We start from the raw sequence: 15,257 nt of genomic DNA, 5'->3' as shown, positions 1-15,257 counted from the left end.
GCCAGGCGAAAGCCTCTGGAGCATGGGTGATGCACTGCACAGTGCTCCAGGGGCTTTCCGATTGGCATCGAACCGGAAATTGCGTGTATAGTATTTCTCGTTGCCCGATACAAAGACGGTTCGCAAAAGCGTTCTGACTAGTATCGAAGTGAACATGGTGGGTATAGCTCAGTCGGTAGAGCGTCTGGTTGTGGTCCAGAAGGTCGCGGGTTCAAACCCCGTTACTCACCCCAAGAGAAAAGACTCGATTCGGAATGAAAATTCTGAATCGGGTCTTTTGCTTTACCCGAGTGATTTTTGCCGATGAGCCGGCCCTGGATGCCGCCGATCGTGACGTCCCAAGCGTTGAGTATCATAGCCACCGAGCCAGGGGCATGCCTGCTGCCAGCCAATCATCGGAGCAACCCAACTACTTCACCTAGGCCGAGGCAGCCGTCGTTCAGTACAGAAGTGCCGCTCGCGACCCAAGCCCTGAGTTAAATCGCCGCCCGGAATCCAATGCTCCCCCAAAGTTCATCAACATCCACAACTTCTTCCACCATCCCTTGAAGGCGCGAAAAATGTCAAGCTGTGTGGAGTCACTAAGCTGCCTGCAACGCAACACCCGCCTCTTCTGACGGCAGGTTAATCCCCACGACCCCCGCAGGCGCAGGCGTCACCGGACGGTAATGAAAACGTGCCGGATGCAACCGGTAATAATCCTCCAATGCCTGCTGCCGCACCTGCCAAACATGCTCCCAAGACCCGTCGTGGACCTGCGCCGGAGAGAACAAAGCAATCCCCGAATGCTTGTGCTGCCCGTTGTACCACGGCACGTACCCATCCAAATAGGCTCGCGCATCGGCAAGCGCGGAGAATACTTTTGGATAATCGGGACGATACTTCATCGTCCTGAATCCGGACTCACTGAACGGGTTGTCATTCGATACGTAGGGCCGGTTATGGCTCAGCTCAACACCTTTGGCCTCCAACGCGTCTTTCAAGGCATTGGACTTCATGGCCGGCCCAGAATCGGCATGTACTACATGGGGCACGCCGTAGGTTTTGAAAGCGTCTTGGAACATCTCCACGGCCAGATGATCCGCTTCGCGCTCCTCCACCCGGTACCCGACGATCTGCCGGGAGAAAATATCGATGATCGAATAGGCCTTGAACACGCGGTTCTTATACGGCGAATACAAGTCGGTAATGTCCCACGACCAGATCTGCCCAGGACCGGTGGCTTTCAACACAGGCTTTTGTCCTCGTGTTGTGCGGTTTTGTTTTCGGGTGGGCACCTTCGGGCGGAGCATCTGCTCTTCGAGCGCTGCGGCAATACGCCACCATGCGCGCCGCGAGGCGAGCATGAGTCCTTCATCCCAGGCTGTGGCAAAGGAATGGTCCACCGAGTTCCCCTCGGCCCACCCGGCAAGAATACGCTCTTCGATGCGCTCACAGTCCCCGGGGCTGATCCTGGTGGAATAGGCGCGATCCGCCTGGTGGATCGGGTTCGTTGCCCTGGGCCTCGGACTGCTCCGGTAGTGCCAGGTCGAACGGGAAAGACCGGTGACTTTGAGGGCTTGGCGTTGCGAACCGTTAAGGCTCGTTAGGGCTCGGATCAGTTCGTTTTCCGTGGCGATGAATTCTTGCGCTCGTCCGTCGTTGACGTGGCGGGCTCTTGCTCGTTCAACGCGTGCAAGAGCCCGATAGCTTTTCCCAGGGCCTCGTTAGTTCCTTCGAGCTGGCGGACGCGTTCACGCAGCGCCTTGAGCTCGTCCTCGTGTTCTGCTTGTTCCTTGGCACGGGCTTGCTCGAAGGCTGAGCGTTGGCTCGGGGTAGTGTTCATCTGTCCATGATCTCGTGGAACGAGATTGCGGTCGAGGTCCCCTTCGAAGACGAGCTGGTTCCAGCGGTAGAACGTGGCCCTGGAGAAGGGCTGTTGCTGCAGCCATGCAGTCCGGGTGCCGTGGGGCTGCAGGTTGTATTGGTGGACGTAGTCCCTGATTTCTTCGCGGGTGACGCCGACGGTGCTCATGGTGGTTCCTTCTGGTCAGTGGTGGGTCGTGGTTGACTCACTTACAGCCTGACCGAGAGGGGCGTTGATTCGATCCACGACGGCCCTTATACCCACCATGGAGCGTCGGCATACCTGACCCTCTTGCCAAAACGTTGGACTCAGGTAGCGCAGTAAATGGCAATAATTCGGCACGGGGATCTACCAGTAATTGCAGTTCAGCGGTACGCCACCAGTTCTGAACACTGAAAAATGAGCATCCCGTCACAATCCCGCAGAAGGCACCCAGTGGATTGGAATTTCTGGTTCGAATACGTGTATAGTAATTCTCGTTGCCCGGTACGAAATCTTCAGAGCTATCGCTTCTGACTAGTATCGAAGTAAACATGGTGGGTATAGCTCAGTCGGTAGAGCGTCTGGTTGTGGTCCAGAAGGTCGCGGGTTCAAACCCCGTTACTCACCCCATTATCGAGGTGCGAACCCTTGACTGTTGAATCAGTCGAGGTTCGCACCTCGTTTTCATTCCGGTACGTCACCCATCAAAATTTCGCAGCATTCCGTCGGCCCGACTAGGCGCGATTCTCCGAGTACGACTATCCTCGAACAACGTTCCCGATTCGCGGGATCAGCCAGCTCATTGGCACTTAGTCGCCCCATCGCACAAGACCAGCTTCTGGGAAGCCCTGAACTCCTCGAGGTCACGGAGGAGCTTGGAGCCGGCGTTGCCCAGATCCTGATCGCCTGAGCCATCCGAGACGGCCGGACCATCGCCATCCCGAAAGCATCGAATACAGCGCATGTTGACGAAAACGCAACGCCGCTGGCGCTCTCCAACCACCATCTCGACCTCGATCATCGCGCGCATCCACCACCCAAGCGTCAAACACCTCTGGAAATGCTTTAAGTGCTGATGCAGGGGTTCGAGTAACTCGATTGGTTCAGTTGACAGCAACATTTTGGCAACGCTGCCTGTGGACTAACTCCACAAAGACCAAGTTCCTCTTGGATTATTACGCAGTAGAGCCAAATTGTTTCGATCGAGTGGGGATTTTCATCTTCCGTCGTACGCACGGCGTTATAGCTACAAACATTTGAGCCGTATGTCCGCATTTTCGCATCTGTCGAATACCCGGAAAATCTTCGTTGCTGACCGGGGCATTATTGCTAGTAATGTCACTTTTGCATACCCTCAAAACTACTCGAGTTGAGAGGGAACGCTACTTGACTGGCTCAACCTGGGAGTTCGATATTAATAAGATGCCTGGCTTCCAGATGGAACGCAGAGAAGTACTGCCTTCCCGTGTCAAAGCCCTGAACACCGCGCTCACAGCAGCCCGCACTGGCGGCCCGATATTCATTATTGGCGAGGTCGGGACCGGACGCACGACGTTTTCACTGCAACTGATGGATCGCATCGAATCCAATTTCATTTGGATCATCGGCTCCCAGGCGCTGAGCTCGGTTCCTTTTTCCACGTTGAGCGTACTCGCAACCCAGCTGCCCCACGGTTCGACAGGGACATCGCCCACTGAACTCGTTACCGGCATCGGCCGAGCCACCAGCAACCGCACCCAGTGGATTTTCCTGGATCAGGCGGAATACGTAGACCAGCAAAGCGCCGCAGTTCTCAAGCAGTTCGCCACGGCTGGCAATATTCGCCTGGTCGTCGCCACGACAGCGGTTCACGCGATGCCTTCGGAACTGCGATCCATGATTTCCTCCCCGAATTTCATGCGCATGGAACTCGGGCCCCTCACCTATGACGACGCGGGCGTGATGCTTTCAGAGGTCCTCGGTGGCGAGGTGAATTCGAGCGCCGTCACTTCGCTGCTGGAGTTCTCCGGCGGGCATGCGCTGCATTTGCGCGAGCTGGCACTGGATGCCCAGTCGACCGGGGCGCTGAGCAAGCAACAGGACTATTGGACGCTGAACCGGAGCTGGACTCCGCATGGAAAGCGCACCACAGACCTCATCAACGCCCGCTTGAGCAACCAGCCAGAGGACGTCCGGGAAGCTCTCGAGCTCCTGGCAGTCACCGGCCCGCTCCCACTGCCGATTGCCCGCAAACTCATGGGTCAGTCAATCTACGATGCCATTGACGCCGGTCTGGTCCGCCTCGATTTTGTTTCGGAGAACCCTGTCACCGGCGAGCGCACGGAGCACGTCCGGCTCGGTGCGGGCCTGTCCTCTCAGCTAGTTTTCAGCAGTTTCGATTCGTCCACGCTGCGCCGGCATATCAATACCATCGACGAGAAGCTGTCCTGGGAGCTGTTCGACGCGGAGTCGCGAAGCCGGTTCACCCGGCATCGGCTGGATATGGGGCTGACCGTTCCGATTCGCGAGTTGCTCTCCGATGTCGAGCAGTTGACTAGCGCACGGCAGTTTCCGCAGGTGATCGCGTTGACCGATTTGCTGGACCAGCAGCGGGTCGACTCCCCCGACCAGCTGGAATCATTGCTGATTGCCCGAGCGGATGCGTTGTATGAACTTGGCAAGCCGGAGGCCGCGTTGGCCTTGCTGCAGGATCATCTGCCAACGGGGTCGCCGGAGATTCGTTTTATCGCTGCCAAGATCGCGTATGCGAGTTTGGGGCGTCTCGAGCTGGCTGAACAGATCCTGGAACCCCGGCCTGGCGATCCACCGGGCATTGCCGCGTACTTGCTGCTGATCCGGTCGCGGGCCAACAAGGTTGTTGATATCGCCTCGTTGCGCCAGTATGCGTCGATGCCCGAGCTGCGCAGTGAAGGTCGGGCTTCATGCCTGGCCCATGTGCTGATCGAGAAGTCGCACTCCGGGTCGGCCGAGGAGGCGATGGCCGAGTACGTCCGGATCTCGTCGTCGCCGGAGTGGAAAACGGAGTCTGCCTCGGTACGCTCCGAGTTGCTCTTCGCGTTCCCCGCGATGGCGTTCGCGCTGGGGATGAATCCTGCGCAGTTTGCCCAGTTGACGGTGGGTGACAACCTCAAGGAGGCAAACGTCGATCACGGCAACGTCATCGTGGGCATCGGCATGGGCTATCTGGAGTCCGGGATGGCTTCACAGGCCTTGGCGGCGTTGGAGCAGGCGATAGGTTTGCTGTCGGTAGGCGACCCGTATTTGGTCAAGGGTTTTGCCGCGGCGTTTGCCGCGTATGCTGCATCTCTGCTGGGCGACCGGGCCAAGGCGTCGTACTATCTGGACATGTCGCGTGCGGAGCCTGAGGTTTCGGGGCAGATCTTGCGTCCGATCGCCGAACGGTCTCTCCTATCGGTGGTTTTGGATCTTGAAGGCGAGCAGGCCGCTGAGGATTTATTGCACAAGCTGCTTGCTGAGGCCGAGTCCTTCGGGCGTAAGAACCTGGTGATGCGCCTGTTGCTCGAAGCATGGCAGTGCGGACTGTTGGCCGATGCGTCACGGCTGTCGGAAGCTGCGTTGCAGGTGCAGGGACCGTTGGCGGCGACGCTGGCTGGCTACCAGACGGCGCTTGAGGATCCAGCGGAACTGAATGTGGGACAGCTTGTGCAGGCCCATATCGAGGGAGGGCAGCTGCTGCTGGCGGCCCAGCTGGCGGCGAGTGCTTCGGAGCGTGCTCGGGTTCTGGGGCGGCGCACGGTGGCCAGCCATCTTCTGGGACTTTCGGTCGACATCGCCCAGCCGTTGGAACATGTTAATACGTCGGCATTGGGTCGGGCTCGTGTTGATGAATCGCTGTTGACGGCTCGTGAATATGCAACGTGCATCAGGGCCGCTTCGGGGGCGAGCAATCACGAGATTTCCCAGGAGCTGTTTTTGTCGCCGCGTACGGTGGAGGGACATTTGCAGCGCTCGTACGCGAAATTGGGTATCACGGACCGTCGGCAACTGCTGGCTGAGCGTGTCGCGACGGATGCTGGAGTGCTCCAGGCCGCAGAAGATACTCTAGCCCTACCTGTTTTTGAGTGATGACGTACCTAGTCACCCAGTTTTGCAGCTTAGATGTCCATACTTGCCCATAGGATGATTCTTGTTCGATCTACCAATGCGGTGGGCTCTTGGGGGAATCACAGTAGTTGATGGAGCGGATCACGGGAATTTAGATTGCATTCACTCGCAATGAGCGCAGATGACTCCCACCGATACAGACCGGTGCCAGCATCTTTGATGCTGGCACCTTGTCGTTAAGCTTTGTGACACCAGATCCTCGACAATATTCGAAGTTATGTTCGAATCACTGGCTGCGAGGAGTCTACACCCGTGTTTTTTGAGACTTATTGCTTCAAACATGACGTGGGCAACAGATACTCGGCCGCAAATAGGCGCATGTCATTGGGTAAGACCATAATGGAAGTGAACAGTCGGGCAGGTCGATGTTCCTGGCCTGCCCCAAATTAGGCCCCGCCCCTCTACCGAAAGGTACTCCCCCTGTGAAACGCGCGCTCTTTGAAGAGGACCACGAGCAGTTCCGTGAATTGGCTACGGAGTTCAATGCCCGGGAGATTTCCGGCAAATACGCTCAGTGGGAGAAGGACCACCAGATTCCTCGCGAGGTGTGGCAGTCTGCCGGCGAGAACGGCCTGCTAGGTCTTGCCGTGCCTGAAGAATTCGGTGGCATGGGGATTGATGACTACCGTTTCCGTGTAGTGCTTGATGAGGAGTTCGTGCGTTCCGGGCACCTGGCCGTGGCGTTGGCGTTCCACCTGCATGACGATCTGGTGCTGCCTTATCTGCTGTCCTACGGTTCTGCCGAGCTCAAGGCCAAGTGGCTTCCACGCATGGTGGACGGCTCTACCATCACCTCCTGCGCGCTGACCGAGCCTGGCGCGGGTTCTGACCTGCGTGCCGTACGCACGAAGGCGGTGCGCGATGGCGATGACTGGCTGATCAGCGGGCAGAAGACCTTCATCGGCAATGCGGCCTTTGGCGATGCGTCTCTAGTGCTTGCGCGTACCGATGGCGAGAGCTCGCGGGCCGGCGCGCATTCTTTCTCGCTGTTCATGGTTGAGCGTTCCGAGGGCTACAGCAACGGCAAGCCGTTCGACAAGATGGGCTTGCGCGCCTCAGATACCGCTGAGCTGTTCTTTGACGAGGTCCGCGTCTCTGCGACGGATCTTGTTGGCGAAGTCGGCCAGGGCCTGTCCTATGTCAAAGCGCAGCTGCCCCAGGCTCGTTTGGCTCTCGCCGTGGCCGCATCGGCGATCTGCTCTGCATCCTTCGAGCAGGCGCTTGAGCATACGAAGAACCGCTCGACCTTCGGCCAGGTACTCACCGAATACCAGAACACGCGTTTTGAGCTGGCTGATTTGAAAACTGAGGCGCATGTCACCCAGAGCTTCGTTGACCGTGCGGTGCTGGCTTTCAATGAGGGTGAGCTGAATGCTTCCGATGCCGCCGAGGTGAAGCTTTGGGCTAGTGAGAGCGCGAAAAAGCTTTCCGATAAGGCATTGCAGCTGCATGGCGGCTATGGCTACATCATGGAGTACCCGATTGCCCAGTCGTTCACTGCCTCGCGCTTGCTGACCATCTTCGGTGGCACAAGCGAGATCATGCGTGAAACTATTGGACGAGCACTCTAAGCACTTTTGAAAGGAACTGATCACGTGCCTATTCGGCAGATCACTGTTTACGGCGAACCGGTATTGCACAAGCGTGCCGTTGAGGTAACCGAGTTTGATGACGCGTTGCGCGCGCTCGTTGCCGATATGCACCTGACCATGGATGAAGCGCATGGCGTCGGCCTTGCAGCTCCGCAGATCGGCTTGGGCCTGCGCATGTTCACCTACGTATTCGCCGATCAGGACGATGCGCCCGAACGTGGCGTGGTGATCAACCCGAAGCTGACCCTCTCCAAGGTTTCGCAGGCTCCTGCGCACCCTGATGAGGACTCAGAAGGCTGCTTGTCGGTTCCCGGCTTGAACTACCCGCTGCAGCGCGCAGACTATGCGAAGGTGGAAGGCTTTGACGAGTTCGGCAATCCGATCTCTTTCGAGGCTCATGGCTGGTTCGCCCGCATCATGCAGCACGAGTACGACCATCTTGATGGCTACCTCTACGTGGATAAGCTACAGCCACGTTGGGAGAAACGCTGGAAGAAGGCCAAGAAAGCTCTGGGTTGGGGCGTACCGGGCAATACCTGGTTGCCGGGTACCGATGAGGATCCATTCGGCCACTAGCGACTTGGCCGTCTAGCGGGCGGTCTTGAAGTCCAGATACCGCTGATGCAGCGCCGCACCGATACTATCGGTCGGCGCTGTTTCTGCATTCAAGATCTTTGCTGCCCTTCCCTCCTGCTGACAGAAGGGTAGGAACATGCCGTTCTTGCCCGGCAGGATCTGCGCTGTCATCTGCTCATCAGCTACCAGGGTGCGCGTGCCATAGCCCAGGCAGTACTCATCGAAGGGTCCACGCAGGCGCAACGGTAGCTAGGATACTCGCTCCGGCTGAAGTACTACGTGTGCCAGGCTTTGGGCTATCACCCAGGAGTCCTCACCGCGTTCATCCTTGCCTACGCGGATGAGATCTTCTGCCAATGTCTAGCTGGCTGCTCGCATATCGCTGAGGGTTTGCCCCGAGTACCAGGCAGCGTAGCGGATGGTTGCTGGCCCATGGGACGCAAGGTACCTGCGCAAGAGCTCTGCCAAGGGCTGCGCCGGTTCATGGCGCCCGGTGACCCATTGGTCAACCAGCACGAAATCCTGGGCGACGAGCTTGGCCGTAGTGGTGCGCGAAGATGATTCGCCGATCCAAGGTCTCTACGCCCAGGGAAATACTGCCTCGAATATCTTCGGCGAGGTCTACCCGGGCGCCGGCCCCACTATCGGCCAGGGGCTGGTCTACGGCACCATCATTGCCGATGACGGGGCCCAGCGCTCACGCGAGGCGAAGAATAGTTCCTCATCCATCGCGAGCTAGCAGCCGTTGAACCACAAAGGGACCTTCTCCGACGCGTAAAGCGTTGGAGAAGGTCCCTTTGGCATAAAACCGGGAAGGTCTTAGACGGTGACGGCTTCAGCCTTCAAAGCTGGAACTGCTGCTGGGTGGGTGCCGGCCATCGATTCGATGACGCGCACAACCTGGCAGGAGTAGCCGAACTCGTTGTCGTACCAAACGTAGACAACAGCGTTCTTGCCGGTCACGATGGTGGCCAGGCCATCAACGATGCCGGCTCGGCGCGAGCCAACGAAGTCGGTGGAGACAACCTCAGGCGAATCGATGTAGTCGATCTGCTTGTGCAGGCTGGAGGTCAGCGAAGTTTCACGCAGGTAGGCGTTGAGCTCTTCCTTGGTGGTCTCGTTTTCCAGGTTCAGGTTCAAGATCGCCATGGAGACATCTGGGGTCGGTACGCGGATGGCGTTACCGGTCAGCTTGCCTTCGAACTCCGGCAGGGCCTTGGCTACTGCCTTGGCGGCACCGGTTTCGGTGATCACCATGTTCAGCGCTGCCGAACGGCCGCGGCGCTCGCCCTTGTGGAAGTTGTCGATCAGGTTCTGGTCGTTGGTGAACGAGTGAACGGTCTCGACGTGCCCGTGGATGACGCCGAACTTGTCGTTCAGGGCCTTGAGCACTGGGGTGATGGCGTTGGTGGTGCACGATGCAGCGGTGACGATCTTGTCATCTGCGGTGATCCACGAATCGTTGATGCCGTGGACGATGTTCTTCAGATCGCCCTTGCCCGGTGCAGTCAGCAGGACGCGGGAAACGCCCTTGGCCTGCAGGTGCTGGGACAGGCCAGCCTCATCGCGCCAGCGGCCGGTGTTGTCCACCACGATGGCGTTGTCGATGCCGTGTGCGGTGTAGTCAACGGTGGTCGGGTCGTTCGAGTAGATGACCTTGATCAGGGTGCCGTTGGCGAGGATCGTGCTGTTTTCCTCATCAACGGTGATCGAGCCTTCGAAGCGGCCGTGGACCGAGTCGCGGCGCAGCAGCGAAGCGCGCTTGACGATGTCATCATCCGAGCCCTTGCGGACCACGATGGCACGCAGGCGCAGGCCGTAGCCGCCACGCTCGACGAGAATGCGAGCCAGCAGGCGGCCGATGCGGCCAAAGCCGTAGAGCACTACGTCCTGTGGTTCTGCGTCGGTTGCGCCAGCCTGGCCAACCTTCTCGCCCAATTCTTCGGTGAGGAATGCGTTCAGATCAGCGGATCCGGATTCCTTGAACTTCTTGTTCACGCGACCGAGGTCAACGGCAACCGAGCCAACATTCAGGGTCTCGATGGCATCCAGGATGGCCTTGGTGTCATTCAGGTCAAGTTCTTCGCCATCGATGCGGCGCACCACGCGGTGGGCCTTGATGATGTCAATGGCGGACTGATTGATCAGCTTGCGGCCGTAGACGGAGGTCACCACATTGTTCTTGCGGTACAGACGTCCGATCAGTGGGATCATGGCCTCGGCGAGCTCTTCGCGCCCGCTCCATTCTTGCTGGGCAACGACAGACTGCTGGGTCACAGAAAATCCTTCCAATTCAGCCGACTCGCAGATCCATAAAGTCGGTTGGCACCGTGGGAAGCACCATTGCTTTTGCGGTGGTACGAGGTAACAGGATCATCCTCGTAAGTACATGATCCATTCTAGACCGTGCGCAGAAATTCTGAGAGCTACGGATTGTGAATCATCTCACCAGCGCATTAGGGGCTGATGCCGGCGCAATCGCGGGAAGGAAGAGTGTGAATGGGATGGCCGATACGCCGGGTTTTGTCGCGCCGAAGCGGGACGGTCATCTATCTACGACTGCCGTTGCCGACAGCCTCTAGCGGTCCACCCGACTGCATGGGGCGAACAGCCCTCGTAACGCAGTCTGTCTGACCTTGCTCCGGGTGGGGTTTACCTAGCCGCCCCAATCACTTGGGGCGCTGGTGGTCTCTTACACCACCGTTTCACCCTTACCAGGAAACCTGGCGGTCTATTTTCTGTGGCACTAGCCTGCGGGTTACCCCGAGTGGGCGTTACCCACCACCCTGTTCTGCGGAGCCCGGACGTTCCTCGGGACAATAACTTGCCACGCGACCGTCTGGCCATCCCATTCAGTTACTATTCTAGCCCCGTAAGTTCACCTGCGCTGACCGTGACCATGAGCCTCTGAACACACTGACAAGCCCAAAGCTACAGATTACTGCCCAGATGGGGAGAAGAATGATCTTCCGATAAGCTGGAAAGCGTGCTTATTTTGTTGCCGCCTTCCGAGGGTAAGAACGCCCACACCGAAGGCTCACCCTTTGAATTCGAAGATCTTTCATTTCCGGAGCTTGCTGAGCAGCGCGCTCAGGTACTTGCTGCGCTGACCGAGGTGTCAGCCCGCGAGGACGCCATGGAGATCCTCGGTGTCGGCGCCACCTTGGCCAATGAAGTGGCTCGCAATATTTCTCTGCACACCGAACCAGCCGCCAAAGCACACGATATTTATTCAGGTGTGCTCTTTGAAGCTTTGAACTACGCAAGTCTGGATGAGGCCGCACAGCAGCGAGCCGATGAGTCCATCCTGGTGATCTCCGCCCTGTGGGGAGCCGTTCGCTTTGCCGATCGCATTCCGCCCTACCGCCTATCCATGTCGGTCAAGCTCGAACCCTTGGGCAAGCTTGCCAGCTGGTGGAAGAAACGCCTGACCCCCGTATTAGATGCGGCCGCCGGGGATGAGCTGATCGTTGATGCACGGTCGAGCACCTACGCTGCGGCTTATAAGCCAACCAATGACAACAGCGTTGCGGTCAATGTCTTCCAGTTGCGCAACGGAGTACCTAAAGTAGTTTCACACTTCGCCAAGCACACCCGCGGTGAGGTGGCCCGTTTCCTGGTCCAGCAGCCGGTTGCACCAACGAACAAAGACGAACTACTGGCCTTGATCCAGAGCAAGTGGGAAGCTTCATTGGTCGAAGATAAGAAGGGCGTTGCACTAAACATTCTTTTGTCTGAAGGTCATAAGTTCACCACCGCCTCGTAGGAACTGCCACCGTCGCGTGGATTCACACCTTGGGTTGCCCGAAGGCCTGGCAATCCAAAGGTGTGCCTTTGAGTCGCACCACACCGTCGAAGATTTAAGCACGGCATGCCAGGCCGAATGAGCAAACGAAGAATTAACTCAACTTTGCCCACTGTTCATCAACTTCCAATAGATTAATCAGCCGTTTACTAGGTGTTACCCAGCTGGTTAGTTCCATCGCCTTAGATGAATTACGCCCCCTCAACGACCTGAGAGGGAATCATCTATACAACGTGCGATGAAGGTTGAGATGCGACAAGATCCTCGAGCCACAACGTGGCTTAAACGAACGGGTGTCGGCGCAATGGCGTTGGCACTTTTTGGAACGACAGTTATTACTGGCCAGTCGGCACTGGCTGCACCTGAAACTGACATTGAAGATCAGACCGTCATCACCACTGCTGATACCGAGTGGAAATTCCTTGACGATGGAAGCGACCCAGCCGCTGGCCTTAGCTCGCTAAATGCCTGGACCGAAAATGATTTCGATGACAGTACATGGAAGAACGCAAAGGGAAGTTTCGGAGCCAAGAACGGCTCATTGGGTGCGGTAGGCCCCTACACCCCTAAGACTCTGCTGAACCACTATCTACCCGAGCAGGGCAAGACTACCGTCCCTACCTACTTCTTCCGCACCAGCTTCGATCTTGAAGCCGGCCAAGCGGATCAGTATGTAGAACTCAGCGGCGAAGCCACCTACGACGATGCCCTAGTCATCTGGGTTAATGGCACCAAGGTTGCCGGTTTTCTCGACGATCGCCTCACCGGCGAAAACAACCAGGAATACGCGGGTAGTTCCAATGGTGACCCGGTCACCAGCACCTTCCGTATTCCAGCCGATGTGCTGGTTGACGGAGAAAATACTGTGGCCGTCAGCCTGCACCAGGACCGTGAAGTCAGCTCGGACATCTACTTGGATTTCCCAGAGCTGAGCCTGCACACCACCGAGCACCATGAACCACCATCGCGGGTTATCCTCACCCCGACCGAAACCCCGGAAACTTCCCAGTACGTTTCCTGGCTCGGTGGAATCGCTAATGAGGAAACCGGCGTGGTTGAGATCCGCGAAACCGCTGGCACCGAAGTACGCAGCATCGACGCACGCTTCGTGGATCGGGTAAATAACAACCCGCTGCCACATTTCTCGGCAGAGCTCACCGGTCTCACCCCGGCAACCAGCTACACCTATCGGGTGGGTAACGCGGGCTCCTACAGCCCGTGGTACACCTTTAAGACCGCAGATCCGAACGCAAAGAATTTCCAGTACATCTACTTTGGCGATGCACAGATCGGTTTGGATACTACCTGGCCAAAGGTTGTTAAGCAGGCCATGGCCGCCGCCCCAAATATTGTGGGATCGGTACACGCGGGCGATCTCATCAACACCGGCAGCAACGAGACCGAGTGGACCAACTGGTTCAAAGGTATGAAGGATTCCGGCGCGACCACCAACGTGATGGCAGCTCCGGGTAACCACGAGTACTCCGGAGATAACAAGCTTCTGGCATGGAAGGCCAACTTCGAGTACCCAGGCAACAACCCAAGCGTTGAGACCGCCGGCGAACTGGCGAAGCTGACCGTGGGCGACACCCCACAGGCCATCCAGTACCGCGCACTCTTCGAGCACTGGACCGAATTCGCCAAGGAAACCGTCTACTTCACTGACTACCAGGGCGTGCGTTTCATTACCATCAACGCCACCCGTAGCACTGGTTTCTTGGTTCCGGATAACCTGCCGGCCTGTGAAGGCAGTGACTGCCCGGCCGGTAATGTCAGCTCGCTTTGGGTTCAGTTCCAGGCCGCCTGGTTGGACCACATCCTAGAAGATAGCGATTCCAAGTGGAACGTTGTCACCTTCCACCAGCCGGTCTACTCGGCTTCCGCCGGCCGCAATGAGCCGGTGCTGCGTGAGCACTGGGTTCCGGTCTTCCAGAAGCACAATATCGACCTCGTGCAGATGGGCCACGACCACGTCTACGCTCGCGGTTACCACAACTCGAATACCACCGAACATGAGGGTGTTACCGACGGTCCGGTGTACGTCGTTTCCAACTCCGGTGCCAAGCACTACGACCTTGCCCCGGCTGCAGACAATGTCTGGACCCAGAACGACGCCACCCAGGTACTGCGCGGCCGTGGCTTCACCACCTACCAGATCATCGATGTAACCGAGGATGCGTTGACCTACAAGTCCTACGTGGCTGAAAAGACCAGCACCTCGACCACCGATCTTGCTGTTGGAGACCTGTGGGACGAATTCACCGTCACCAAGGATGAAGCCGGAACCAAGTGGGTTACCGAGGCTGGCGTCAAGGCACCAGAGGAAGCTGAGCCGGCTCTGGCCGTGGACGTGAACACCTCTGTGCGTTGCCTAGCCGGCAAGGCCACCTTGACCGTGGCAGCCACCAATGGTGAGGCCGGTCCAATTTCGTTGAAGATCGTCAGCGACTTTGGCACCAAGCAGTTCAACAAGGTCAATAGCGGCAAGAAGGGCACCGCAGCCTTCTCCACCCGTCAGGCCGAGCTCGCTGAAGGCACCATCAGTGTTGAAGCATCCGATGGCACCACCAGCAGCACCCAGAAGGTCGACTTCGCAGCCACCGGCTGCTAATTCCCCGCACATTCTTCAGTAGAAAGATCATTTACAGATCATGAGCAAGAACAAGGTATTACCCCGCGCAGTAGCGCTCACCGCCGGCTGCACCCTCCTACTGGGTGTGGGCGCCGCGGCGATCGCAAACCCTGTGGAACACGGCAGCAATGAAATTGATGTCAATGTCAAGATCGCCGAGCTAGAGGGACCTGGCGCTCTGGCCATGACGGTAGCTGGCGCCAGCTCCACCTCCTTGGTGGAAAGTGGCTCCGACGAGCTGATCCGTCAGTTCACCGGTACCCTGCCTACCGTCAGCGTTACCGATACCCGTGCGGCTGAAGACGTCGCCGAAGGTGCTTACTGGTACGTATTGGGTACCGCCAGTGCCTTCAGCAGCGAAACCGGCGAAACCATCGGTGCCGAGCACCTGGGCTGGACCCCACGACTGATCGATGGTGGAACCAGCGGCGGCGTCACCGAAGGCGATTCCGTGGACACCGTTCTGGATTCTGGAAACAACAATGTTGGCTTGGTTGACCAGGAACTGCTGGCCATGGCTTGGGATTCTAACGAGCTGCTTGAGGAAGGTTCGTGGACTGCGAATGCCGACCTCTACCTGCGCACTCCGGCCGACGTGGAGCGAGGCTCCTACAGCTCTAAGCTGACCCTGTCGCTCTTCGAGTAATCAGTTAGTACTACCGTGATTCGGGCGGTCATCGACCGCCCGAATCACTTCAC

The 15,257-nt window shown here is 57.9% G+C and carries 12 protein-coding genes, 2 tRNA genes and 1 other RNA gene; 9 read left to right on the top strand and 6 right to left on the bottom strand.

The features are described from left to right. Positions 1–157 precede the first annotated feature (157 nt). Positions 158–233 (top strand) — tRNA-His (locus AARI_RS08700). A gap of 348 nt (positions 234–581) precedes the next feature. Here AARI_RS08700 and AARI_RS08695 read toward each other — a convergent pair. Next, positions 582–1,385, bottom strand: a complete 804-nt coding sequence (locus AARI_RS08695) for a DDE-type integrase/transposase/recombinase (protein ID WP_157867086.1) — start codon at positions 1,383–1,385, stop codon at positions 582–584. Between the two features lie 212 nt (positions 1,386–1,597). Continuing rightward, on the bottom strand, positions 1,598–2,014 hold the full coding sequence (locus AARI_RS08690) for a hypothetical protein (protein WP_013348132.1): 417 nt from the start codon (positions 2,012–2,014) through the stop codon (positions 1,598–1,600). A gap of 368 nt (positions 2,015–2,382) precedes the next feature. Between AARI_RS08690 and AARI_RS08685 the strand changes: the two genes are divergently transcribed. The 4 genes from AARI_RS08685 (at position 2,383) to def (ending at position 8,121) form a co-directional block, all read left to right on the top strand. Then, positions 2,383–2,458: transfer RNA gene (locus AARI_RS08685), tRNA-His, on the top strand. An 807-nt stretch (positions 2,459–3,265) separates the two neighbouring features. Further along, positions 3,266–5,914, top strand: a complete 2,649-nt coding sequence (locus AARI_RS08675; RefSeq protein WP_157867131.1) for a LuxR family transcriptional regulator — start codon at positions 3,266–3,268, stop codon at positions 5,912–5,914. Between the two features lie 461 nt (positions 5,915–6,375). Next, positions 6,376–7,524, top strand: coding sequence for an acyl-CoA dehydrogenase family protein (locus AARI_RS08670; protein ID WP_013348928.1), 1,149 nt, complete (start codon positions 6,376–6,378; stop codon positions 7,522–7,524). 24 nt (positions 7,525–7,548) lie between these two features. Then, complete coding sequence (def, locus tag AARI_RS08665; protein ID WP_013348927.1) at positions 7,549–8,121, top strand: peptide deformylase; 573 nt, start codon at positions 7,549–7,551, stop codon at positions 8,119–8,121. 12 nt (positions 8,122–8,133) lie between these two features. Here the strand turns inward: def and AARI_RS08660 are convergent, their stop codons facing one another. Both AARI_RS08660 and AARI_RS20420 read right to left on the bottom strand, forming a co-directional pair. Further along, entirely contained in the window at positions 8,134–8,292 is a 159-nt protein-coding gene (locus AARI_RS08660; RefSeq protein WP_157867130.1) for a hypothetical protein, read from the bottom strand. Positions 8,293–8,481: 189 nt separating this feature from the next. Further along, on the bottom strand, positions 8,482–8,589 hold the full coding sequence (locus AARI_RS20420) for a DNA glycosylase AlkZ-like family protein (protein ID WP_353744401.1): 108 nt from the start codon (positions 8,587–8,589) through the stop codon (positions 8,482–8,484). On the opposite strand from AARI_RS20420, the gene AARI_RS20070 reads away from it, so the two are divergent. Further along, positions 8,540–8,860, top strand: coding sequence for an FAD-binding protein (locus AARI_RS20070; RefSeq protein WP_041648724.1), 321 nt, complete (start codon positions 8,540–8,542; stop codon positions 8,858–8,860). The two genes, AARI_RS20420 and AARI_RS20070, sit on opposite strands and share 50 nt — an antisense overlap. Positions 8,861–8,940: 80 nt before the next feature. On the opposite strand, the gene AARI_RS08650 is transcribed toward AARI_RS20070, so the two are convergent. Then, the gene (locus AARI_RS08650; RefSeq protein ID WP_013348926.1) at positions 8,941–10,398 is read right to left on the bottom strand and encodes a glyceraldehyde-3-phosphate dehydrogenase; all 1,458 of its coding nucleotides are present in this window, start codon (positions 10,396–10,398) and stop codon (positions 8,941–8,943) included. Between the two features lie 219 nt (positions 10,399–10,617). Beyond that, positions 10,618–10,972, bottom strand: an RNA gene (gene rnpB, locus AARI_RS18890) — RNase P RNA component class A. Positions 10,973–11,107: 135 nt separating this feature from the next. Between rnpB and AARI_RS08645 the strand changes: the two genes are divergently transcribed. From AARI_RS08645 to AARI_RS08635, 3 genes are all read left to right on the top strand, one after another. Then, positions 11,108–11,887 (top strand): YaaA family protein, encoded by a 780-nt coding sequence (locus tag AARI_RS08645; RefSeq protein ID WP_013348925.1) that lies wholly within the window; start codon positions 11,108–11,110, stop codon positions 11,885–11,887. A 343-nt stretch (positions 11,888–12,230) separates the two neighbouring features. Then, complete coding sequence (locus AARI_RS18600) at positions 12,231–14,537, top strand: purple acid phosphatase family protein (protein ID WP_013348924.1); 2,307 nt, start codon at positions 12,231–12,233, stop codon at positions 14,535–14,537. A 40-nt stretch (positions 14,538–14,577) separates the two neighbouring features. After that, positions 14,578–15,204: a hypothetical protein gene (locus AARI_RS08635; protein ID WP_013348923.1), complete on the top strand. Its 627-nt coding sequence runs from the start codon at positions 14,578–14,580 to the stop codon at positions 15,202–15,204. Positions 15,205–15,257 lie beyond the last annotated feature (53 nt).

It is taken from the genome of Glutamicibacter arilaitensis Re117, assembly GCF_000197735.1.
Lineage (GTDB): Bacteria > Actinomycetota > Actinomycetes > Actinomycetales > Micrococcaceae > Glutamicibacter > Glutamicibacter arilaitensis.
Note: the sequence above shows the minus strand (reverse complement) of the source record. Positions and strands in the feature narration are given on the sequence as shown.

What these genes read in the sequence shown, in the direction of transcription:
- AARI_RS18600 (WP_013348924.1), top strand. Translation starts at nt 12,231, where the DNA reads ATGGCGTTGGCACTTTTTGGAACGACAGTTATTACTGGCCAGTCGGCA.
- AARI_RS08635 (WP_013348923.1), top strand. Translation starts at nt 14,578, where the DNA reads ATGAGCAAGAACAAGGTATTACCCCGCGCAGTAGCGCTCACCGCCGGC.
- AARI_RS08690 (WP_013348132.1), bottom strand. Translation starts at nt 2,014, where the DNA reads ATGAGCACCGTCGGCGTCACCCGCGAAGAAATCAGGGACTACGTCCAC.
- AARI_RS20070 (WP_041648724.1), top strand. Translation starts at nt 8,540, where the DNA reads ATGGTTGCTGGCCCATGGGACGCAAGGTACCTGCGCAAGAGCTCTGCC.
- AARI_RS08675 (WP_157867131.1), top strand. Translation starts at nt 3,266, where the DNA reads ATGGAACGCAGAGAAGTACTGCCTTCCCGTGTCAAAGCCCTGAACACC.
- AARI_RS08660 (WP_157867130.1), bottom strand. Translation starts at nt 8,292, where the DNA reads ATGACAGCGCAGATCCTGCCGGGCAAGAACGGCATGTTCCTACCCTTC.